Source organism: Sphingosinicella sp., assembly GCF_041916975.1.
In the GTDB taxonomy this organism is placed as follows: Bacteria; Pseudomonadota; Alphaproteobacteria; order Sphingomonadales; family Sphingomonadaceae; genus Sphingosinicella.
On sequence record NZ_JAYRYK010000001.1, the window covers coordinates 35,286 to 57,325 of the forward strand.

The 22,040-nt window shown below is 62.7% G+C and carries 22 protein-coding genes; 15 read left to right on the forward strand and 7 right to left on the reverse strand.

Annotated features, from left to right (window positions below; translation table 11 throughout):
- The first annotated feature begins 22 nt into the window (after positions 1-22).
- The 7 genes from ACE3TJ_RS00195 (at position 23) to ACE3TJ_RS00225 (ending at position 5,199) form a co-directional block, all read left to right on the forward strand.
- On the forward strand, positions 23-478 hold the full coding sequence (locus tag ACE3TJ_RS00195; protein ID WP_374592676.1) for a DUF3617 domain-containing protein: 456 nt from the start codon (positions 23-25) through the stop codon (positions 476-478).
- 26 nt (positions 479-504) lie between these two features.
- The gene (locus tag ACE3TJ_RS00200; protein WP_374592678.1) at positions 505-954 is read left to right on the forward strand and encodes a DUF3617 domain-containing protein; all 450 of its coding nucleotides are present in this window, start codon (positions 505-507) and stop codon (positions 952-954) included.
- An 85-nt stretch (positions 955-1,039) separates the two neighbouring features.
- On the forward strand, positions 1,040-1,432 hold the full coding sequence (locus tag ACE3TJ_RS00205) for a VOC family protein (RefSeq protein ID WP_374592680.1): 393 nt from the start codon (positions 1,040-1,042) through the stop codon (positions 1,430-1,432).
- Positions 1,429-2,751 carry an amidohydrolase gene (locus ACE3TJ_RS00210; RefSeq protein ID WP_374592682.1) on the forward strand — a complete coding sequence of 441 codons (1,323 nt, stop codon included), beginning with the start codon at positions 1,429-1,431 and terminating at the stop codon, positions 2,749-2,751. The genes ACE3TJ_RS00205 and ACE3TJ_RS00210 overlap by 4 nt, the downstream gene beginning before the upstream one ends.
- A gap of 89 nt (positions 2,752-2,840) precedes the next feature.
- Complete coding sequence (locus ACE3TJ_RS00215) at positions 2,841-3,293, forward strand: DUF3617 domain-containing protein (RefSeq protein ID WP_374592684.1); 453 nt, start codon at positions 2,841-2,843, stop codon at positions 3,291-3,293.
- Between the two features lie 76 nt (positions 3,294-3,369).
- Entirely contained in the window at positions 3,370-4,674 is a 1,305-nt protein-coding gene (locus ACE3TJ_RS00220; RefSeq protein WP_374592686.1) for a serine hydrolase domain-containing protein, read from the forward strand.
- A gap of 21 nt (positions 4,675-4,695) precedes the next feature.
- Entirely contained in the window at positions 4,696-5,199 is a 504-nt protein-coding gene (locus ACE3TJ_RS00225) for a hypothetical protein (RefSeq protein WP_374592688.1), read from the forward strand.
- On the opposite strand, the gene ACE3TJ_RS00230 is transcribed toward ACE3TJ_RS00225, so the two are convergent.
- The 3 genes from ACE3TJ_RS00230 to ACE3TJ_RS00240 form a co-directional block, all read right to left on the reverse strand.
- Entirely contained in the window at positions 5,196-6,392 is a 1,197-nt protein-coding gene (locus tag ACE3TJ_RS00230; protein ID WP_374592690.1) for a cation:proton antiporter, read from the reverse strand. The genes ACE3TJ_RS00225 and ACE3TJ_RS00230 overlap by 4 nt on opposite strands.
- Before the next feature lie 104 nt (positions 6,393-6,496).
- Positions 6,497-7,603 (reverse strand): acyltransferase, encoded by a 1,107-nt coding sequence (locus ACE3TJ_RS00235; RefSeq protein ID WP_374592692.1) that lies wholly within the window; start codon positions 7,601-7,603, stop codon positions 6,497-6,499.
- A gap of 125 nt (positions 7,604-7,728) precedes the next feature.
- On the reverse strand, positions 7,729-9,249 hold the full coding sequence (locus ACE3TJ_RS00240; RefSeq protein ID WP_374592694.1) for a fumarate hydratase: 1,521 nt from the start codon (positions 9,247-9,249) through the stop codon (positions 7,729-7,731).
- 419 nt (positions 9,250-9,668) lie between these two features.
- Between ACE3TJ_RS00240 and ACE3TJ_RS00245 the strand changes: the two genes are divergently transcribed.
- The 3 genes from ACE3TJ_RS00245 (at position 9,669) to ACE3TJ_RS00255 (ending at position 13,580) form a co-directional block, all read left to right on the forward strand.
- Positions 9,669-11,534, forward strand: coding sequence for a ribonucleoside-diphosphate reductase subunit alpha (locus tag ACE3TJ_RS00245; RefSeq protein WP_374592696.1), 1,866 nt, complete (start codon positions 9,669-9,671; stop codon positions 11,532-11,534).
- A gap of 90 nt (positions 11,535-11,624) precedes the next feature.
- Complete coding sequence (locus ACE3TJ_RS00250; protein WP_374592698.1) at positions 11,625-12,665, forward strand: ribonucleotide-diphosphate reductase subunit beta; 1,041 nt, start codon at positions 11,625-11,627, stop codon at positions 12,663-12,665.
- A gap of 6 nt (positions 12,666-12,671) precedes the next feature.
- The gene (locus ACE3TJ_RS00255; protein WP_374592700.1) at positions 12,672-13,580 is read left to right on the forward strand and encodes a hypothetical protein; all 909 of its coding nucleotides are present in this window, start codon (positions 12,672-12,674) and stop codon (positions 13,578-13,580) included.
- 24 nt (positions 13,581-13,604) lie between these two features.
- Here ACE3TJ_RS00255 and ACE3TJ_RS00260 read toward each other — a convergent pair whose 3' ends face one another.
- From ACE3TJ_RS00260 to ACE3TJ_RS00275, 4 genes are all read right to left on the reverse strand, one after another.
- Positions 13,605-13,841, reverse strand: coding sequence for a type II toxin-antitoxin system ParD family antitoxin (locus ACE3TJ_RS00260; RefSeq protein ID WP_374592702.1), 237 nt, complete (start codon positions 13,839-13,841; stop codon positions 13,605-13,607).
- A 295-nt stretch (positions 13,842-14,136) separates the two neighbouring features.
- Positions 14,137-14,475 carry a hypothetical protein gene (locus tag ACE3TJ_RS00265; RefSeq protein WP_374592705.1) on the reverse strand — a complete coding sequence of 113 codons (339 nt, stop codon included), beginning with the start codon at positions 14,473-14,475 and terminating at the stop codon, positions 14,137-14,139.
- Positions 14,476-14,775: 300 nt separating this feature from the next.
- Positions 14,776-15,045 (reverse strand): DUF167 domain-containing protein, encoded by a 270-nt coding sequence (locus tag ACE3TJ_RS00270; RefSeq protein WP_374592707.1) that lies wholly within the window; start codon positions 15,043-15,045, stop codon positions 14,776-14,778.
- A gap of 3 nt (positions 15,046-15,048) precedes the next feature.
- Positions 15,049-15,390, reverse strand: coding sequence for a DMT family protein (locus tag ACE3TJ_RS00275; protein ID WP_339704028.1), 342 nt, complete (start codon positions 15,388-15,390; stop codon positions 15,049-15,051).
- A 168-nt stretch (positions 15,391-15,558) separates the two neighbouring features.
- On the opposite strand from ACE3TJ_RS00275, the gene ACE3TJ_RS00280 reads away from it, so the two are divergent.
- From ACE3TJ_RS00280 to ACE3TJ_RS00300, 5 genes are all read left to right on the forward strand, one after another.
- On the forward strand, positions 15,559-15,954 hold the full coding sequence (locus tag ACE3TJ_RS00280; protein ID WP_374592709.1) for a glycine zipper 2TM domain-containing protein: 396 nt from the start codon (positions 15,559-15,561) through the stop codon (positions 15,952-15,954).
- A gap of 73 nt (positions 15,955-16,027) precedes the next feature.
- Positions 16,028-16,567: a hypothetical protein gene (locus ACE3TJ_RS00285; protein WP_374592711.1), complete on the forward strand. Its 540-nt coding sequence runs from the start codon at positions 16,028-16,030 to the stop codon at positions 16,565-16,567.
- A 127-nt stretch (positions 16,568-16,694) separates the two neighbouring features.
- Positions 16,695-16,940: a hypothetical protein gene (locus tag ACE3TJ_RS00290; protein WP_374592713.1), complete on the forward strand. Its 246-nt coding sequence runs from the start codon at positions 16,695-16,697 to the stop codon at positions 16,938-16,940.
- A 163-nt stretch (positions 16,941-17,103) separates the two neighbouring features.
- Positions 17,104-20,013 carry a TonB-dependent receptor plug domain-containing protein gene (locus ACE3TJ_RS00295; protein WP_374592715.1) on the forward strand — a complete coding sequence of 970 codons (2,910 nt, stop codon included), beginning with the start codon at positions 17,104-17,106 and terminating at the stop codon, positions 20,011-20,013.
- Between the two features lie 29 nt (positions 20,014-20,042).
- Positions 20,043-22,040, forward strand: a complete 1,998-nt coding sequence (locus ACE3TJ_RS00300) for a prolyl oligopeptidase family serine peptidase (protein WP_374592717.1) — start codon at positions 20,043-20,045, stop codon at positions 22,038-22,040.

Consider the following 22,040-nt stretch of genomic DNA (forward strand, 5'->3'; position numbering starts at 1 on the left):
GAACGATAAGGGGTCTTTAGAGATGAAACGTTTGTTTGCCGGTGCCTTTATTGCGCTTGTTGCCGCGTCAGCCGTTGCCGCGCCGAAGGCGACGACCTCCAAAAATGCGCTTTGGGTAACGACCGGGTCGATCGTCAGTGTGTCCGGAGCCGGTCTCACCGCCGATCAGATCGAAACGATCAAGCAGCAGAAGCTTTCAAACACGACCTGCATGGCGCGCAGCCCCACGGCCGCGGATATCCAGACCGCGATCGGCAACACGTTCGGATCATGCACCTTCTCGAAGTTCGGCCTCGCCAAGACCACCATTCGCGCAACGATGAAGTGCGATGGCAGCTATGGCCCGATGGACGCGGACTTCGTCGGCTCGCGCGGGGCGACGAGCTATTCGGGCACCAACAATGCGGTTTTCCCGAACACGGGCGGTGATGTCTACGTGAAGTCGGTGATCAGCGGGAAGATCAGCGGCAACTGCTGAGGTTGTGTAACAAGGGGTCTTGTAAAATGATGCGTACTGTAAAATTCGCTGGCATCCTTGCCGCGGCGCTTGTGCCGGCGGGCGCAGAGGCGGCGGGAAAATCGCTGTGGTCGACGACGGGAACGATCGTCTCCGTAACAGGGCCGGGCGCGGATGCGGAGACGCAGAAGATACTGAAGGCCATGCCGATCAGCCACAGCGTCTGCGCCGCGAAAGCGCCCGGGAACAGCGAGATCAAATCCGTGATCGGCGCGGCGTTCGGCACGTGCAAATATTCGAACTTCGCGGTTCGCGTCGGCCGCGTGGCCGCGACGGCGCAGTGCACGGGCGGGCTCTACGGCGACGCGAGCATCGCGTTCAACGGCACCTACAACGGCACGATCTATTCCGGTTCGAACACGTCCGTGTTCAAGACCAAGACCGGCGACCTGACGGTGCGCTCCAATATCAGCGGAAAGATCAGCGGCACCTGCTGATGCTTTTTGGAAGCGGACCGGCTGGCGGTCCGCTTCGCGCCTTGCTAGCCTTGCCTCTCGTATCCTTTGAAAACGGGAGGGACTCATGCTCGGCTACGCAACCGTCGGCACCAACGATATCGAAAAGGCGCGCGGCTTCTACGACGCGCTGCTCGGGGAATTTGGCGCCAAGCGCCTGATGGCGTTCGACAACGGCTTCACCATGTACGGCACGGGCTATGATGCGCCGATGCTCGCAGTGACCCCGCCCTACGACGGCAAGGCTGCAACCGTTGGCAACGGCACGATGATCGCGCTCGTCGCGGGAAGCCGCCCGCAGGTAGACGCGGTCTATGCGAAAGCCCGCGCGCTCGGCGGCGCCGACGAAGGCGAGCCCGGCATTCGCGGAGAGGAGGGGCCGCAGGCGTTCTACGGCGCCTATTTCCGCGATCCCGACGGCAACAAGCTTTGCGTGTTCCGTATTGGAGGCGCCGCATGAAGCGCCTTCTGCTCGCGGCCGCGGCCGTTACGATCATGGCCGGTCCCGCCGCTGCGGACCCGGCGCTGAAATCGGCGATCAAGGCAGACTACGACGCCTACCTCGGCCCGCTCTTCACGCATTTCCACCAGACCCCGGAGCTGTCCTATCTCGAAACCGAGACGGCGAAGCGCATGGCCGCCGAGCTGAAGAAAGCCGGCGCGACCGTCACGACGGGCGTCGGCGGCACCGGAGTCGTCGGCGTGATGAAGAACGGCGAAGGCCCTGTGCTGCTGCTGCGCGCCGATATGGACGGGCTTCCGGTCGAGGAAAAGTCGGGGCTGCCCTATGCCTCGAAGGTCACGCAGAAAGGCCTCGACGGGCAGGTTTACCCGGTGATGCACGCCTGCGGTCACGATACGCACATCACGTCGATGGTGGGCACGGCGCGCCGCCTTGCCGCGATGAAGGACAGATGGAAGGGCACGGTCCTGTTCGTCGTGCAGCCCGCCGAGGAGCGCGTGGGCGGCGCAAAGGCGATGCTCGCCGACGGGCTCTACACGCGCTTTCCGAAGCCGGACTACGCGGTCGCCTTCCACGTCGCCGCGAACCTGCCGTCGGGCAAGATCAGCGCGTCCGAAGGCCTGCAATATTCGTCGGCCGACAGCGTCGATATCACGGTGCACGGCGTCGGAGCGCACGGCGCCGCGCCGCACGCGGGCAAGGACCCGGTTTACATCGCCTCCGCGATCGTCGTGGCGCTGCAGTCGATCGTCAGCCGAGAGGTTGGGCCATTGTCGCCCGCTGTCATCACCGTCGGCGCGTTCCATGCCGGGCACAAGCACAACATCATCTCCGACCGGGCCGATCTTCAGCTCACCGTGCGCGCCAACGACGAGGCGACGCGCGCGCAGCTGATCGCCGCGATCGAACGCGTGGCGAAGAACGTCGCGCGGGCGAACGGCGTCGCGGAGGACAAGCTGCCGGACGTGAAGGTCAGCGAGGGCACGCCCACGACGATCAACGACACCGCGCTCGCCAGGCGCATGAACGCGGCCCTTGCGCGCGATCTTGGGCCGGATGTGATGATCCCGTTCGTGCAGGAAACGATGGGCGCGGAGGATTTTGCGTTCTTCGTGCAGCCCGATCTCAAGGTGCCCGGCTACTACTTCGGGGTGGGCGGCACGCCGCAGGCGGCGTTCGACGCGGCGAAGGCGGGCGGACCGCCGGTGCCCTCGCACCACTCGCCGCTGTTCAAGGTCGCGCCGGAGCCGGCGGTGACGCTCGGCACCGAGGCGATGGTTTCGGCGACGCTCGAACTGCTGAAACCGCGCTCATGATATTTCACGGTTAACAGCCTGTTATCTTTACCTTGATGACGCCCGCACTATAATTGCGGGCGTCATTTTTCCGCACAAAGGGTTTCCTCATGCGCGCCGGGTTCAGGCTCCTGCTTGCAGCAAGCGCGGCGGTGCCTTTGGCTGCCTTCGCGGGCAACGCTCTCTCGCCCGGCAAATGGGCCTCGAGCGGTACGATCACGTCCATCGACATGCCGGGGATGCCGCCCGAGGCGCTGGCGATGATGAAGAAGCGCCCGATCAATCACAGCTATTGCCTGACGCCCGAACAGGCGGCCAAAGACCCGCGCCAGATGTTCAAGGGCGACAACGGCGAGTGCGAATACACGAAGTTCAGCATGGCGGGCGGCAGGCTGAGCGCTGCGATGCAGTGCAAGGGGCCGCAGGGCAAGATGACCATGACGATGCACGGCACCTACAGCGCAACCACCTATGACTCGACCAACGTGATGGTCGTGGAAGGTCCGCGCGGCAACATGCGGATGACCTCCAAGATCAGCGGCAAGCGCACGGGCGCCTGCTGAGAATACCTCTCAAACCTCCCGGCTTGTGGGAAGGGGTTTGTTTTCATAGCCTTCCTGTTTCCTGGGGAGGAACACCATGAAGACCATGACCGGTATCGCCCTTGTTGCGGCGGTCCTTGCCGCATCTGCGCACGCTGAGCCCGCATTTCCTGACGCCGCCGCCAGTGATCCCGTAAAGCTCGGCTGGATGCAGGGTTCGCCGCCGCCGCCCGAAAAGCGCGTCGCGTTCAGCGATTACAGCTTCTTCACCTTCCCGCAGTGGCGCTGGAGCTTCTCGCACTGGCGCGAACTGATGCCGAGCGTGGGCGTGTCGCGCGGGGCAGGGCCGGTGAGCGCGTTGCCGCGCGCGGAGCGCAGCGACATCGATGGCGTGACGTTCACGCCGATCGGCGGAACGGCGCCGATGACATGGGCCGCATCGCTGGCCGCCAACTACACGGACGGCATCGTCGTGCTTCACAAGGGGCGCATCGTTTACGAACGCTACTTCGGCGCGCTGAAGCCCGAAGGCGAGCACATCGCCTTTTCCGTCACCAAGTCGTTCGTCGGCACGCTCGCCTCCATGCTGGTCGCGGAGGGCAAGATCGATCCGGCGAGGACCGTGGCCTTCTATCTGCCCGAACTGAAAGACAGCGGCTTCGGCGACGCCACCGTCCGGCAGGTGATGGACATGACGACCGGCCTCGACTTCACCGAGAAGTACGGCGACCCGAACTCCTCGTTCGCGGGCTACGTCGCGGCGATCGGGGCGGGGCCGCGCCCGGCGGATTACGCGGGACCGAACGGCGATTACGCCTATCTCGCCACGGTGAAGAAGGCGGGCAATCACGGCGAAGGTTTCACCTATCGCACCGTCAACACCGATGTGCTCGGCTGGATCGTCTCGCGCGTCGGCGGCAAGCCCTTCACCGAGCAGCTTTCCGAGCGGATCTGGGCGCCGATGGGGGCAGAGGCGGACGGTTATTTTCAGGTCGATCCGGTCGGCACGCCGTTCGCGGGCGGCGGCTTCAACATGCGCCTGCGCGATCTCGCGCGCTTCGGCGAGCTGATGCGGCTTGGTGGGCGCATGGGCGGCAAGCAGATCGTGCCCGAAGCCGCGATCGCCGACATTGTGCGCGGCGGGCGCAAGGAAGATTTCGCAAGCGCCGGCTATGCGACGCTGCCGGGCTGGAGCTACCGGAACCAGTGGTGGGTCAGCCACAACGCACACGGCGCCTATACGGCGCGCGGCATCCACGGACAGGCGATCTACATCGATCCGAAGGCTGAAATGGTCATCGGCCGCTTCGCCTCGCATCCGATGGCGGGCAACGTGAACTTTGATCCGACGTCGCTTCCGGCGTATCAGGCGCTGGCGGAGCATCTGATGGCGAAGGATTGAAGCGTGGTGCGATGGGTTCGAATGTTCGCCCTCCTCGGCGCGCTGCCTCTCACAGCCTGTCTGGAGACCTACCCATCCTATGAGATGGTCAAATCAAGCCGCGAGATGCCTGTTCCCGCTGGTAATTATCAGCTTTGCGAAACGCACAAGAACAGCTGTTCTGACGTCACGATCCGGCATGGCGATGCCGAGATGATCATGACTCACAAGGGTGATGATTTTGTGCTGCAGGCCGACGCCCTGCTGCGGCCTGAAAACTGGCTTGTGGTCGTGAAGACGGAAGGCCTGGCGGTTTTTATGTGGGTCGACAGGCACAAGGACGGCGTGTTCCACGCGCAGTTGCCGAAGTGCGACGCTACGCTGCTCAAAAAGGTGCGTGGAGAGGAGGCTGAGACCGAAGATGGTCGGTGCCGCGTCTCCGGCCAGTTTCAGGCTGCGAACTACATGTATGCACTCTTCGGTCAGCCCGCCAAAGAGCGCTTCGTGCCGACCGCGGATATGACCCTGCGGCCGAAACAATCTTAAGCGGGCGTTTCCGTCGGTTCAGCACGCTTCGCAAGCCGGTCCGCCAGCTTGAACATGAACGGGTTGAGCGCGATCGAAAGCAGCGCTGCCGCCAGGATGAGGTTGTTCGTGTCGTGCGAGATCAGTTCAAGGGTCACGCCGAGCCCGGCGAGGATGAACGAGAACTCGCCGATCTGCGCGAGGCTCGCCGCGATCGTAAGGCCTTCGCCCCGTTCGCGTTTGAACAGGCTGGTTACCGCCACGGCCGCAATGGACTTGCCGATCAGGATGATCGCGAGCGTCGCGATCACGCCGATCGGTTCGCGGATCAGTGTCGCAGGATCGAACAGCATCCCCACCGACACGAAAAACAGCACGGCGAAGGCATCGCGTAGCGGCAGCGACCGCTCCGCGGCGTTGTGGCCGAGCGGCGTACTGTTCAGCACGAGGCCCGCGACGAAGGCGCCGAGCGCGAACGAGGCGCCGAACACCGCATAGGCGAGCCAGGCGATTCCGAGCGCGATGGCGAGCACGCCGAGCGTGAACAGCTCGCGCGAGCGCGTGTGCGCGATCCACACGAGGATCGTCGGCATGGCACGCACACCCACCACGAACATCAGCGCGAGGAAGGCTGCGATCTTGGCGAAGGTCCACGCGATTTCGCGGGCCACGGCCGCGCCGCCGCCCATACTCCCCATGTCCGCTAGCAGCGGCAGCAGCACGAGCGCGACGATGATCACCATGTCCTCGACGAGCAGCCAGCCGACCGCGATCTGTCCGATGCTGGTTTTCAGCTGTCCCCTGCCTTCGATCGCGCGCAGCAGCACCACGGTCGATGCGACAGAGAGCGAGAAGCCGAAAATCGCCGCTTCCGGCCCGGACATGCCCATCAGCATTCCCGTGCCCCAGCCGAGCGCCGTGGCGGCGGCGATCTGCGCGATCGCACCCGGCAGCGCGATCGACTGAACGCGCATCAGTTCCTTGGGGGAAAAATGCAGGCCGACGCCGAACATCAGTAGGATGACGCCGATTTCGGCAAGCTGAGGCGCGAGCGATTGGTCGGCGACCCAGCCCGGCGTGAAGGGTCCTACGACCACACCGGCAACAAGATATCCGACGATCGGCGAAAGTTTCAGCCGGTTCGCCAGCATCCCGAACAGAAAGGCAAGCACGAAGCCGCCGACGAGAATGAGGATCAGGTTGTCGTGATGCACGCGCCTCGCATTTCGATTTCGAATTGAGTTTCTATGATCTTATACAGGCGAAGGCTGCGCCGTCACCTGTACAGAGCGAAAAATTGTGGGCCGTTGCGGTATCTTCAAGACGCCGCGCGAATTGCGGCTGCACTCTGTTTTTCACCTTTCAACCGCCCTCCACTCAGAATTTCAGCCGTGCGAGGCGCAAGCAGCATCAGTACCTGGCCGAGGCCGAGCGCAAAGCCGAGCGCGAGCAGTGGATGGACGAGGAGGAGGAGCGGATAGGCGGGCGATCCGAGCGGGCCGGTCAATGCCTCGAACAGCGGCGTCGAAAGCCAGATCAGGATCATGTGCGAGCAGAACAGGAAGAAGGCGTAGGGTTCCAGCCAGCGGAACATCGCGGGCCGCGCGGCAAGGCCCCACGCGATGCGCGCGAAGGCGAGGGCCGCGGCAAGGCGAAGGCCGAGATCGAGAAGCGGCATCAGTGCCGGCGACATCACGGTCCCGCCGGGCACGGGCACGCTGACGATCAGTTTGATGACGGCGATGGCGGTGAACGGCGCGATCGCCGCAGTGAACGGCACCCCGGCGATGCGCGCGCCAAGGTCGTGGCGGCGTGCGGCGATGCCGAGCAGGAAGAACAGCAGGATCTGCGGTCTCAGCATCAGCGGAAAGAACCAGCCCGAGACGCCCCACGCCGCAACGAGCAGGATCGTGCCCGTCAGCCACGGTCCGCGCAGCCGGAGCAGCAGCGGCGCCATCGCCATGCAAACGAAGAGATCGCGCAGAAATGGCGTCTGCACGTTGATGTGATTGGGGGTGAGGATCGAGAACAGCTCGTCGATCAGCCACCAGAGGCTTTCGGGAATCGGTGCCCGCAGGAAACCGAGCCATGCCGTGCCCGAGACCAGCAGGATGGCGAGCGCGTTCCACAGCGCCATGGGCAGCAGGATCGTGCGCGCCTTGCGTTCAAGGAACGTGCGCCACGACCGAATTGCCGCGCCCGCAACGAGATAGCCCGAGATCATGCCGAGCAGCGGCACGGCGCTGCGGCCGAACACCTCCATCAGTACAAGGCGGAACATGCCTTGGCCCGTCCCGGCGGCGGTCGTGAGTTCAGCGCCGCCGAGACCCGTCCACGCGTGGACATAGACGATGCCGAGCACGCACAGTACGCGCGTGACGGCAATCGTATCGGAGAGGCGCGAGGAGAGCGGTTCGCTCCGCATCAGTTTACGCGCACGCTTTCAGTCCCATTCCTGCTTTCTGCACGGATCGGGAACGGTTCCGGGGCGCAGTCGGTTCCGGCGAACGCCCGGCGGCCCGTCCCGGCATACGCGCGGTTCAGCGCACGCTACTCGACGGGCTCCAGCAGGCGCTCTTTCGCGATCTTCTCGCGCCAGACGAGCGGGGCGAGGTGGTGGACGTTCTTGCCCTCGCTGTCGACGGCGACGGTGACAGGGAAGTCCTTCACCTCGAACTCGTAGATTGCTTCCATGCCGAGGTCTTCGAAGCCGACGACCTTGCTGCCCTTGATGGCGCGCGCGACGAGGTAGGCCGCGCCGCCTACCGCCATCAGGTAAGCGCTCTTGTGGTCGCGGATCGCGTCCACCGCCATCGGGCCGCGTTCGGCCTTGCCGACCATGGCGATGAGGCCCTGTTCCAGCATCATGCGCGTGAACTTGTCCATGCGCGTGGCCGTGGTCGGTCCTGCCGGGCCGACGACTTCCTCGCCCACGGGGTCGACCGGCCCAACATAATAGATCACGCGCCCCTTGAACTCGACAGGCAGGGGCTCGCCCTTGGCCAGCATGTCCTGGATGCGCTTGTGCGCGGCATCGCGCCCGGTGAGCATCTTGCCACTCAGCAGCAGCCGGTCGCCCTGCTTCCAGCTCTGCACGACTTCCGGCGTCAGCGCGTCGAGATCGACGCGGATCGCTTCCTTGGAAGGCGTCCACTCCACCTTCGGCCAGTCGGCGAGGTCCGGCGCTTCGAGATAGGCCGGGCCGGCGCCGTCCAGCACGAAGTGCGCGTGGCGCGTCGCGGCGCAGTTCGGGATCATCGCGATCGGCTTCGAGGCCGCGTGCGTCGGGCAATCGTAGATCTTGACGTCAAGCACGGTCGCGAGCCCGCCGAGGCCCTGCGCGCCGATGCCGAGCGCGTTCACCTTGTCGTGAATCTCGATGCGCAATTCTTCGAGTTCGTTCTGCGGTCCGCGCGCCTTCAGTTCCGCCATGTCGATCGCTTCCATCAGCGATTCCTTGGCGAGCAGCATGGCCTTTTCCGCCGTGCCGCCGATGCCGATGCCGAGCATTCCGGGCGGGCACCAGCCGGCGCCCATCTGCGGCACCATCTCCAGCACCCAGTCGACGATGGAATCGCTGGGGTTCAGCATCTTGAACTTGGACTTGTTCTCGCTGCCGCCGCCCTTCGCCGCGACGGTGATCTCCACCGTGTCGCCGGGCACCATTTCGACGTGCACCACGGCGGGTGTGTTGTCCTTCGTGTTCTTGCGCGAAAATGCCGGGTCCGCAACAATCGAGGCGCGCAGGCGGTTCTCCGGGTGGAGGTAGGCGCGGCGCACGCCTTCATCGACCATTTCCTGAACAGTTTTCGTGGCTTGCCACTGAACGTTCATACCGATTTTCACGAAGGCGGTGACGATGCCGGTGTCCTGGCAGATCGGGCGGTGCCCCTCCGCGCACATGCGGCTGTTCGTCAGAATCTGCGCAATTGCGTCCTTTGCGGCCGGTCCCTGCTCGAGTTCATACGCGCGCCCGAGCGCGCGGATGTAGTCCATGGGGTGATAGTAGCTGATGTATTGAAGCGCGTCGGCGACCGACTCAATGACGTCTTCTTCGCGGATCACCGCCATGCAAAAGCCCTCTCGAAAAGACCGATTTGGGGGCGGTGATTAGCCATCGCGGAGGCCTTCGTCCACCAGTGTCTTGCACGGATTCTTCAAGCGATTCAGCTAAGTGCCTGATCTCGTCACAAAAACTTAAATTGTGTAAAAACCCCCTTGCGTTAGGCGCGGGTTCACCACAAAGTCTGGTTCTGGGACCGGGGGGTCACCACAACAGCTTGTGTCACACGGGAAACGAAGCTTTCCCGGGGCAGGGCCGGTTTTGCCCCCTTGGTCCGGCGAGAGATCGCCGGGGCCTGTGGATTACGAGGATATCGGGGACGGCGCGACATCGCCCGTATCCGTTGCGGGAAACACCCGCTACCCCATATTCGCAGTACCCCTTGACGAATTTGGAACGAAGCAGGAACATAGGGGAGTCGGCTCAGATGGATTTCAGTGGCGTGGATACGGCAACTCTTGACGGCGACCTCGACGTTGCGGCGGTGCGCCCGCGCGGCGCCAGTTCGCACGCCGTCGAGATCGACCATGGCCGCGACGCGCTCCTCACCGATTTCGGTCGGGAGACGCTCGAGGATCGCTACCTGCTGCCGGGCGAGAAGCCGCAGGACCTGTTCGCTCGCGTCGCCGCGGCCTATGCGGACGACGATGCCCACGCGCAGCGCCTCTACGACTATATCTCGCGCCTGTGGTTCATGCCCGCGACGCCAGTGCTCTCGAACGGTGGCACCGGGCGCGGCCTTCCCATCTCCTGCTATTTGAACAGCGTGTCGGACAGCCTTGAAGGCATCGTCGGCACGTGGAACGAGAACGTCTGGCTCGCCTCCAAGGGCGGCGGCATCGGCACCTATTGGGGCCATGTGCGCGGCATCGGGGAGCCCGTGGGCCTGAACGGCAAGACGTCGGGCATCGTCCCGTTCGTGCGCGTCATGGATTCACTGACACTGGCGATAAGCCAGGGATCGCTGAGGCGGGGATCCGCAGCTTGCTACCTCGACATCTCGCACCCGGAAATCGAAGAGTTCCTCGAAATCCGCAAGCCTTCCGGTGATTTCAACCGCAAGGCCTTGAACCTCCATCACGGCGTCCTCGTCACCGACGCCTTCATGGAGGCCGTGCGAGATGGTCTTCCCTTCGATCTCGTCAGCCCGAAGGACGGTTCGAAGCGGGGTCAGGTGGATGCGCGCGCGCTGTTCCAGAAGCTGGTCGAGACCCGGCTGGCGACGGGCGAGCCGTACATCATCTTCATCGATCACGTGAACAACACGATGCCGAAGCACCAGCGCGACGTCGGCCTCAAGGTCACCACGTCGAACCTGTGCTCGGAAATCACGCTGCCGACCGGCGTCGACCAGCACGGCAAGGACCGCACGGCGGTGTGCTGCCTCTCCAGCCTCAACCTCGATACGTGGGATGAGTGGTCGAAGGACAAGCAGTTCATCGAGGACGTGATGCGCTTCCTCGACAACGTGCTCAGCGACTATATCGAGCGGGCGCCGAGCGAGATGGAGCGCGCGAAATATGCCGCCGCGCGCGAGCGCTCCGTGGGTCTTGGCGTCATGGGCTTCCACAGCTTCCTGCAGGCGCGCGGCATTCCGTTCGAAGGCGCGATGGCGAAATCGTGGAACCTCAAGATTTTCCGCCACATCCGCGCACATGTGGATGAAGCTTCGATGCTGCTCGCGACCGAACGCGGCGCCTGCCCGGATGCCGAGGACATGGGCGTGATGGAGCGTTTCTCGTGCAAGATGGCGATCGCGCCGACCGCGTCGATCAGCATCATCTGCGGCGGCACGTCGGCCTGCATCGAACCGATCCCGGCGAACATCTACACGCACAAGACGCTGTCGGGCAGCTTCACCGTCCGCAACCCGCACCTGGAAAAGGTGCTGGAGGAGAAGGCGAAGAACAGCGACAAGATCTGGAGCTCGATCCTGGAGCGCGGCGGTTCCGTCCAGCACCTCGATTTCCTCACGCCCGAGGAAAAGGCGACGTTCCGCACGGCGTTCGAGATCGATCAGCGCTGGCTGCTCGAACTCGCCGGCGACCGCACGCCCTATATCGATCAGGCGCAGAGCCTCAATCTGTTCCTGCCGGCGGACATCGAGAAGTGGGATCTTCTGATGATGCACTACCGGGCGTGGGAGCTGGGCATCAAGTCGCTCTACTATTGCCGCTCCAAGTCCATCCAGCGCGCGGGTTTCGCGGGCGGCGTGGAGGCGGACAATACCATCAACCTCAAGCAGATCGAGGTTGATGTGAAGGACTACGACGAGTGTCTGGCCTGCCAGTAAGGGTTTCGGTCAGGGCGATACCCTGATCGCGGGAAACAGTGTAAATTCGGGCGGCCTTGAAGCCTGGCCCGCAGTGGGAAAGTAACGGCGATGCCTCTTCTGCAAGCCTCCAAGCAGTACAAGCCCTTCGAATATCCGTGGGCATACGACTATTGGAAGCTCCAGCAGCAGCTCCATTGGCTGCCCGAGGAAGTGCCTTTGGGCGAGGATTGCCGGGACTGGGCGCAGAAGCTCTCGGATCACGAGCGCAACCTGCTCACGCAGATCTTCCGCTTCTTCACGCAGGCGGACGTCGAGGTGCAGGATTGCTACCACGAGAAATACGGCCGCGTCTTCAAGCCCACCGAGATCAAGATGATGCTGACCGCGTTCAGCAACATGGAGACGGTGCACATCGCCGCCTACAGCCACCTGCTCGACACGATCGGCATGCCCGAAAGCGAGTACGGCATGTTCCTTCAATACAAGGAAATGAAGGACAAGCACGATTACCTCGCGACCTTCGGCGTAGATACGGACGAGGATATCGCGAAGACGCTCGCCATGTTCGGCGGCTTCACCGAAGGGCTTCAGCTCTTCGCCAGCTTTGCGATGCTGATGAACTTCCCGCGCCACAACAAGATGAAGGGTATGGGCCAGATCGTCAGCTGGTCGGTGCGCGACGAGAGCCTCCACTGCGAAGGCATCATCAAGCTGTTCCACACCTTCTGCCAGGAGCGGGACTGCCTGACGCCCGCGATGCGCAAGGAAATCCGCGACACCTGCTATCACACGGTCGATCTGGAGGACGCGTTCGTCGATCTGGCGTTCGAGATGGGCCCGGTGCCCGGCATGACGCCCGACGACATCAAGAACTACATCCGCTTCATCGCCGATTGGCGGCTCAGCCAGCTCGGGCTGAAGCCGATCTACAAGATCAGCGAACACCCGCTGCCGTGGCTCGCGCCGCTGCTGAACGGCGTGGAGCACGCCAACTTCTTCGAAACCCGCGCCACCGAATATTCAAAAGCCGCCACCAAGGGCAGCTGGAACGACGTGTGGGACGCCTTCGACAAGCGCAAATCCGCGAAAATCACCACCGCCGCCAACGAGGCGGGCGACGCGCAGGGACTGCTCGGGGTGGCAGAGTAGTTAGCAGTGAAGCTCATTAATCTTCCTTATTTTATAGAATTGGGAGCAGCTTTTGATCGGGCTGGGCGAGTGGATCCTAACGAACAGCTTTTAGATGCTCTTTTTCTTTTTTATTCATTAGATAAGGCCATCAGGGAAATAGACATAGAAGGCCATATTAAGCTTTCTGCTGCCTCGCATAGTATTGAAGAGCTTCGGCTGCAAATTTCCAACTTTCAGAAGCGAAATTTCCGGGATCAAGATGGAAATTGGACAAATGTCGATAGTGAAAAAAGAGATGAATACGGGGTCAGGTCAATATTAAAGAAAATTGAAGAGGTCCGCGCTATTATTTTGGCTGAACTTCGGGTTTCTTCAGCATTTTGTGTGACAAGTTCCGGAATATTTGACGTTGGCCTGTTGATAAATTCAGCTCACAAGGCGTTGGGTGCTTTTGCAATTTCACGGCTGGATCCTGATATTTTGAATGAAATTGATGATTCAGGGAAATGTTTGGCGTTTAATTTGCCGACTGCGTCTGGATTTCATGCCATGAGAGCGGTCGAACGAGTTATAAAGAAATACCTTCGCATCTTCTTTCAAGAAGGTGAAATTGAAAAAATGAACAATTGGGGCCACTATGTTGGCGCACTCGAAAGAAGATTGAACTCCGGAGAAGGCGTTTCTCCTTCTCTTGAGGCAGTTACGCTTTTGAGACAGATAAAGGATATATATAGAAATTCTATAATTCATCCCGACAGAGTTTTGAACAAGGATGAGGCTTCATCTATATTCCATCATACGATCGCAGCGATAAACAAAATCTCGGATGAAATCCCTCCGGATCGGGATTTTCTTTTAAAATCCGCACGAAAAATATTGGAAATGGAAGCGGCGCGCGAGCCCGAAAAAAATGCTGCAAACGAAGCCGCATAATTCACACAAATAAGATCGTATAAATTATGGGTACTTATTAATGGCCTCGACGATAACGTCGCTTATCGTCTTGTCCGATCGGCCCGATGAGCGGCCAGCATCGACCGCCGCCTGCAATTCCGCAACAGCATCCGCCCGTTCCTGATCCCGCCGGATCAGGTCGCGCACATAGTCGCTGGTGCTGCTGTAGCGGCCTTCGGCCACGCGGTGTTCCGCCCAGCTCTTGAGGGCGTCGGGGATCGAGACGTTCATCTGCGCCATGTCAATATTTATAGGATTTTCTATAAAGGTTGACAATCGCTGACGTCGCTGCACTGACGCACGCACCCTGTCCTAATAGGATTTCCTGTGCCAGCGTTCCTGTATTGCGCGCGCCGCCCAACCCGCTGTGCCGATGAAAACAGGAATTTCGCGCGTGGCCTCCACTTCCTCTACTTGTCCGTCTCGCTCGCGCGGAAAAACGTGCGGCTTTGCCGGAAACAGAAGCGAGCGATCTTCCCGGGGCGTCTCCGAAAGCGCGCCAATCGCCTCCAGTCTCACCCCGGTCTCACTCCGTTCAGCCCGGGCGCCGCATCAGCAGCCACAGGCACGCCAGCACCACCACGATGTCGATGGCGACGAACGCCGTGCCGATCGGCGTCCAGCCGCCTTTGCCGGGCGGGTTCGCGGCGAAGGAGAGCGCTGCGCCGATCGCGGGGAGGATAAGCCCGGCCCAGAGCGCTCCGCGCCCGCCACTGCGCCACAGGAAGATACCGATCAGGAAGTAGCCCACGCCGAATGCGGCGGTGATTGCGAGTTCCGGGCTCATCGGCCGCACGCCAAGCAGCGCGACGTGTCCGATGCCGGTCAGCAGCATCAGTGTGCCCGCGCTCTTGCGTATGAAATCGGCGGTCATGATTGGTCCTTCCCCGTCTGCACCCGTCCCGGTCTGCGGCCGATCGTGGTGGGCTGCGCGCGGCGGCGCAACGTCTTCAAAAGGACAGGAAAGAAATGTGGGGGACAGCAGGAGCGCGCTATCCCCCGAGGAGGAGGTGTTTACTGCGGGGAGGGTTCGCCGGCCCCTTGCGGAGGGTGGTGGGACGGTAGTCGCCGGCGAAACCTCTCCTCTGTAGGTAAGGCAGTGCCGCGTTCGGACTTTGATCTGAGTCAAACTCGCTTTGCGTGGCCGGTCTTTCTTTCAAAAGAAAACGGCCGTTTAGCGTGCGATGCGCAGCAGCTTCTCGCGAGAGGTGTCACCGCGCGCGACGCTGACGGCGGATTTGGGAAGGCCGAGCGCCTTCGCGACGAGTCGGCAGACGGCGGCGTTCGCCTTGCCGTCTTCGGGCGGCGCGGAGACCCATACGCGGGCGCGCGGGCCTTCGGGCGTGTCTTCCACAAGGATGCGTTCGCCCCCGCGCGCTTTCGGCGTCACCCGCACGGCGAGCGTGCCGTCGAGCGAAACGAGCGCCGCGAGCGCGGTTTCCATTCTTTAGCGGCCCACAAACAGGAAGCCGACCGCCGCCATGATACAGCCAAAGGCGGCAAAGTGGCGCCAGTGCAGCGGTTCGCCGAGATAGGTGACCATGAACACGCCGAAGATGGTGAGCGCGATCGCCTCCTGCGCGATCTTGAGCTGCCCCGGCGTCCAGCCGGCGGCGGCGCCGATGCGGTTCGCGGGGACTGCGAGCGCATATTCGAAGAAGGCGATGCCCCAGCTGATGAGGATGATCACGAACATGGGCTTCGCGCCTGCCGCGCCGGCCTTCAGGTGCCAGTACCACGCGAAGGTCATCAGGATGTTCGAGAGGGTGAGGAGGACGATCGTCTGCATGGAGACACGTCTTAGCGCGCCCACGTGCACGCCGCCACGGCTGTTCAGGCACGAGTCAGCGTTCCACGGCAACGTTGGCGGGGAAGCGATTTTCGTGGGAGCCGTTTGCGCAGTCTTGCGTTTGGCGACCGAAGCGAACGCTTCATGTGACTGGTTTTGGAGAGGTTTATGAAAAAGGTCGTATTCGCCGCGGTTGCGGCTTCGCTGATCCCGCTTGCCGGTGTCGCCTCGGCTCCGGCGTTCGCCGATCCGCCGGAGTGGGCGCCCGCGCACGGCAAGCGCGCCAAGGATCGGGATCGCTGGTATGCGGATGATCACTACCGCAAGGGCAATTATCGCGAGCGGCGCCTCGGCCGCGACGAGCAGATCTATCGCGGTCGCGACGGGCGCTATTACTGCAAGCGCAAGGACGGCACGACCGGCCTCATCATCGGCGGCGTGGCGGGCGGTGTGCTCGGTCACGAGATCGCGCCGGGCGGCTCCAAGACCGTTGGCGCCGTGCTCGGCGCGGTTGCCGGCGGTCTTGTCGGCAAGAGCCTCGACGACGGCGTCAAGTGCCGCTGAGCTGACGGAATAACAAGGCTTCCTGTCCGGTATCCGCTTTTGTTAGTGTGATGGCCGGACAGGAGGCCTTTTCATGATGAAACAAGGATTTGTGGCGGGTGTAGCACTGCTGGCGCTCACGGCGTGCGGCGGCAACGATGCCAGCGAGGCCTCGAAGGGCGAGGGCAAGGAGGTCGCGAGCGGCAGTGTCGAGACCGGGGAGGGTGAGGCGCAGTACAGCGTGCGTCAGGACGGCGAGAATTCAACCGTCACCGTCACCGGACCCGATGGTCAGACGGGCAAGTTCATGAGCGGAGAGGGTGCCGCGAACTTCCTCCCCGATTTCGCGCCGCTCTATCCGGGCGCGAAGGTCGTCGGCGGCGCGGGCGGGGATTCCAGCACGGGCAAGGGCGGCATGGTCAACTTCGAAACCGGCGACGCGCCGGAGAAGGTGATCGCCTGGTACAAGGCGGCGGCCGAGAAGTCCGGCCTCAAGGTCGCCGGTGAAATGACGACGCCCGAGATGCGCATGGTCGCCGCGCAGGACGAGGCGAGCGGGCGCAGCCTGCAGGTCCACGCCTCCGCGAAGGAAGGCGGCGGCAGCACCGCAAGCCTGATCGCGGGTACGCAGTAGAGGTGATAACAGGTCCGTAAGGTTAACCATCAAAGTTTTGGCGTTAACCGCCTTCGGCAAGACCTCGTTAGCTATTCGGGTCGCTAATGGGCACCGGGTCAAGAAAATGCTCGGGAGTCTAGGGGCCATGGACAAGGTTGAACTCGCTGACGCGGTCTACGCCCGCGTCTTCCCTATGATCATCATCATCTGCGCCGTTGTCGGCACCGCCAGCTTCGCGCTGCAAAACTATTCGCAGGCGGTATGGGCCTTCATCGCCATCGGCCTTGCGATGAAGCTGAACGGCATCATAGAGCGCCGCCGTTTCGAACGCTCGGAACGTCTCGCGGCACTCGGCTGGAACCGCGCGCGCAATCCGCTCGGTTCATTCTGAACACTCCGTCCGAAGTTCGGTCGCGCCGCCCCCGATCCCGCCCGGGAGCGGCGCCTTCCGTTCGCCGATTGGACAATTGACTAACATCTGAGGCTGCGACATCCTCCGCTCCGGGAAGTTCGTAAAGAACGCCGGAAACCGGCAAAGGGTGGGAGCAGCAGCTATGAAGACGATCACGGGCTTCGCCGTTTTGATGGCGACGGCAGCATGGACGGCACAGGCTTTCGCGCAGCAAGCGGGCGAGCAGGCAGACACCGCCGAAGAGCAGGTCGCCGAAACCATCATCATCACGGGCACGCGCATCAGCCGCCCCGAGCTCGACTTCGCGAACCCCGTCACAACGCTTTCCGCCGACGCCATCGCGCAGTCCGGCAAGACCAACATCGCGGATTTCCTGACGCAGAGCCCCGCGCTCGTCGGTTCTCAGACCGGCAGCCTCACCGGCGGCTCCGAGTCGGAGTTCGGCGAGGCGGGCCTCAACCTCCTCGATCTCAGGAACCTTGGCACTGACCGCACGCTGGTGCTGGTGGACGGGCGCCGTCACGTCTCCGCGCTCGCGGGCTCGGCGGCGGTGGATATCAATGCGATCCCCACGGACCTCATCGAAGCCGTCGACGTGCTGACCGGCGGCGCTTCGGCAATCTACGGTGCGGACGGTGTTTCGGGCGTCGTCAATTTTCGGCTGAAGCATGATTTCGAAGGCATCACCGCGCGCGGCCAGATCGGCATTTCGCAGCGCGGCGACGGCGGCAACCGCTATGGCGCGATCACCGCAGGCACCAACTTTTCCGAAGGCCGGGGCAATATTGCCGCCGCCTATGAGTACAACAAGGAAGACAGGCTGAACGAGTTGCAGCGCTCGCGGCTACGCAATCCGCGCGCCAAGTGGCTGTACCGGAATCAGGGCGATATTCCGGATGACCCCAATATTCCGGACTACATCCCCTATAACGACGTCCGCTATGCGGACAGCGCGCGTATGGGCGCAGTCGATGTCGATTTCGACTATGCATCCGACTTCGAGGGTGATGGCGACATCTACGATCGCGGCCTCGTTCTGGAGGAATCCGGCGGCTACGCGCAGGGCGGATCGAGCACGCCCATCGACGGCTACCAGGGCGATCTCTTCCCGGGCTTGGAACGGCACCTCTTCAACGTCCTCGGCCGCTATGAATTCAGCGACGCCTTCACCCTCTTCGCGGAAGGCAAGTACGTCCGCACCAAGGCATGGACGCAGCAGCAGCCGACTTACGATTTCTATCTGTTCCAGACCGCTGAAAACCCGTTCATGCCGGATTCGATCCGGGACGCGATCGTGCCCGGCGCCGCAGCAGCCGCCTACGAGGATCCGGAAATGCCGGACGGGGTGTGGGTCACGCGCGACAATTTCGATCTGGGTGTCAATTTCGAGGAAAACGTCCGCCAAACACTGCGCGGCGTGATTGGCGCCAGCGGAAATTTCAGCGAGCACCTGAAATACGAGGTGTCGTACGTCTATGGCCAGACGAAGACGCGCACGTTCAGCCAGGGCAACCGGCTGGAAGCCGAATGGCAGGCGGCGATAGACGTTGTCGCCGATCCCGATACTGGCGCGCCGATCTGCCGGACGATGCTTGATCCCGACAATCCGTTCCCAAACTGCGTACCGTACAACATCTTCGGCGAGAATGTGCGCGATCCGGCCGCGATTGGCTTCGTGACGACCGATAGCCTTAGCCGTGCGAAGGTAACCCAGCACGTCGTCTCGGGCTCGATTTCGGGCGACACGGGCGCATTCTTCAATCTTCCCGGCGGTCCGGTCGGCTTCGCCGTCGGCGCCGAATACCGCAAGGAGAAGAGCACGTTCGATCCGGACCCGGTGATCCGCGACGGTTTGACGTGGTACGGCGCGATCCAGCCATCGAGCGGCAGCTTCGACGTGAAGGAAGTGTTCGCCGAGATCAATCTGCCGCTGTTGAAGGACGTGCCTGGCGCACATCTGCTGTCGGTCGGCGGCGCCATCCGGCTATCCGATTACAGCACGATCGGGTCGACGACGACGTGGAAGGTGGACGGCGTCTACGCTCCGATCTCCGACGTTTCGTTCCGCGCAACCTATTCGCAGGCGGTGCGCGCGCCGAACATTGCCGAACTGTTCGCGCCGGAAAGCTCGTCGTTCAACTTTATCGTCGACCCATGCGACACGCAGGAGCTGAACAACGGCACCTCGACACGCGAGGCGAATTGCGCGGACTTGATCGGCGGACTCGGTATCGACCCGACGACGTTCAGCCCGTCGAGCGACCCCAGCTCGTCGCTTTTCACCGAGGGTCTGAGCGGCGGTAATCCGGACCTTCAGGAAGAAACTGCGAAGACGTGGACGGCGGGCGTCGTGCTGCGCCCGCGTTTCCTCCCGGGCTTCACCTTCTCGGCGGACTGGTATGACATCAAGATCAGGAACGCGATCAACACGCCGCAGGCTGAGGAACTCGCGGAGCTGTGTGTCGATCAGCCGACGCTCGACAATCCGTTCTGTTCTGCGATCACGCGCGATCCCGACACGGGCTTCATCACCGGCTTCACTTCTCGGCCGGACAACGTCGCGCAGTTCCGCACCGCCGGGCTCGACGTGACGCTCGCCTACCGGATCCGCACGGATACGGCGGGCACGTTCAACGTCGCGCTCACCGGCAATTATCTGGACCGTCTGGATTTCGTGGCGACGCCGGGCGCCGAGATCGATTCCGACCGCGATGAAGCGCTCGCCTATGCGCCGCGCTACTCGGCGACGCTCGACCTCACGTGGAACAAGGGGCCGATGACGATCGCGTACGGCATCTCGTGGTTCGACAAGACCCGCCGCTTCACGACCGAGGATCTGGCGGGCGATCCCGACTATGCCGATCCCAAATACTTCTGGGCAAAGCAGAAGTGGGAGCACGAGGTTCAGCTGAGCTACGATATCGGCGAGCGATTCAGCATCTACGGTGGCGTCAATAATCTGTTCGACGAGAAGCCGGCGTTCAATTTCAGCTCCTATCCGGTCTCCGCGATGGGCCGCTATTTCTACATGGGGGCGACCGTTTCGTTCTGAGCGCAGGGCAGTACAAGGGGGCAGGGCTTATGTACCGGATTTTGGGCGGTTTCATGCTGCTGGCATCGTCCAGCCTTGCCGCCGCCGCGCCGTCTGCGGTGGTGCCGGAGGATTATTACCGGCTCACGGATGTGGGCGAGCCGGCGTTCTCGCCCGATGGCGGCACGCTCGTCTACACGGTCTCGACCCCCGATCAGACGCGGGATGAGAAAACGAGTGACCTGTGGACCGTGCCGTGGAAGGGCGGCACGCCCGCGCCGCTCACCCGCACGCCCGAGACAAGCGAATACAGCCCCCGATATACGCCGGACGGCAAGACGATCGTGTTCCTCAGCGATGCGGGCGAAAAGGCGGACGGCGAGGACGAGGAAGACGACAGCGCCCAGCTCTGGCGGATGTCCGCGGCAGGCGGCGCAAACAAACGAATCACGAGCCTCCCCGGCGGGATCAGCGACTACGATCTGTCTCCCGATGGCAAATACGCCGTCGTGGTTGCAGAAGTCGGCAAGGCGGTTGGCAGCAAGGCGAAGAACCCGCCTCCCGTCGAAACCGAGCGCTTCTATTTCAAGCAGGACGGTCGCGGCTATCTCGACGACCGCACGCAGCAGCTCTTCATCGTCGACCTCGAAACGGGCATGGCACGGCAGTTCACGAGCGGCGCGCGCGATCACTGGCGCCCTGCGTGGTCGCCCGACGGCAAGCTCATCGCCTACACCGCCAAAGATCACGCCGACGACAAGACGCTGAACACCGAAATCTACGTGCTGGCACCATCCGGCGGCGAACCGCGCAAGCTCAGCCCGACCGCGAATGCGGACGACGATCCGGATTGGGTCGCGGGCGTTTCATGGTCCCCGGATTCGAAGCGGATCGTCTGGCTCGAAGGCATGGAGGACAAGTGGCTCTACTACGGCACGCCGCATCTTGCCGTCGCTGACGTGGCAACGGGCGCGGTGACGCGGCCCGCGAAGCTCGACCTCTGGTTCTACTACCCGCGCTTCGCCCCGGATGGCTCGATCCTGACGCAGATCGAGGGTGATCGCGACACGTGGCTCGCCCGTGTGGACGCGAAGAGCGGCAAGATCAGCTACCTCACGAAAGGCACGCGCTTTGCCTACGACTATGCGGTCGCGAACGACGGGCGCATTGCTATTCTGGAGACGACCAACGAAAAACCCGCCGAGCTTTTCGCGCTCGACAAGGGCGGCACCCGCCTGCTCACCGATCACAATCCCTGGCTGAAGGACCGCGCGCTCGGCGAAACGCGCGACGTCAGTTTCAAGAGCGGCGACGTTGAAATCCACGGCTTCTATGTGCTGCCGCCGGATTATGACCCGGCGAAGCGCTACCCGCTGATTGCAGACCTCCACGGCGGGCCTGTCTACCAGCATAGCCACGAGTTCGATCTCGATGCACGCGCGCTCGCCGCGGCGGGCTATGTCGTGCTGAAGATCAATCCGCGCGGCTCATCGGGGCGCGGCTTCGATTTCTCACGTGCGATCTATGCCGATTGGGGGAATGTCGACGCGCAGGACATCAGCGCGGGCATCACCAATGCGATCGAAACCGGCATTGCGGACCCGAACCGTATCGGCGCGGGCGGCTGGAGCTACGGCGGTATCCTCACCGGCTACATGATCGCCTACGACAAGCGCATCAAGGCGGCGGTGGCGGGCGCAGGCGTCTCCAATATCTTCGCGACGTGGGGCGTCGACATGTATCAGCGCGAATACATGCTCGAACTCGGCACGCCGTGGGAGAACTTCGATACGTGGAAGAAGCTCGCCTATCCGTTCTTCCAGCCCGAACGCATCACCGCAGCGACCTTGTTCCAGTGCGCGGACGCGGACGATAATGTGCCGTGCCCGGGCGCCGAACAGATGTACCTCACGCTGAAGACGCGCGGTATCCCGACGAAGCTCATCGTCTACCCCGGCGAAAACCACGGTCTCACCGTGCCGAGCTACCTCGCGCACCGTATCCGCGCCAACATCGACTGGTACGGTCGCTGGATGAAGGCCGACTGA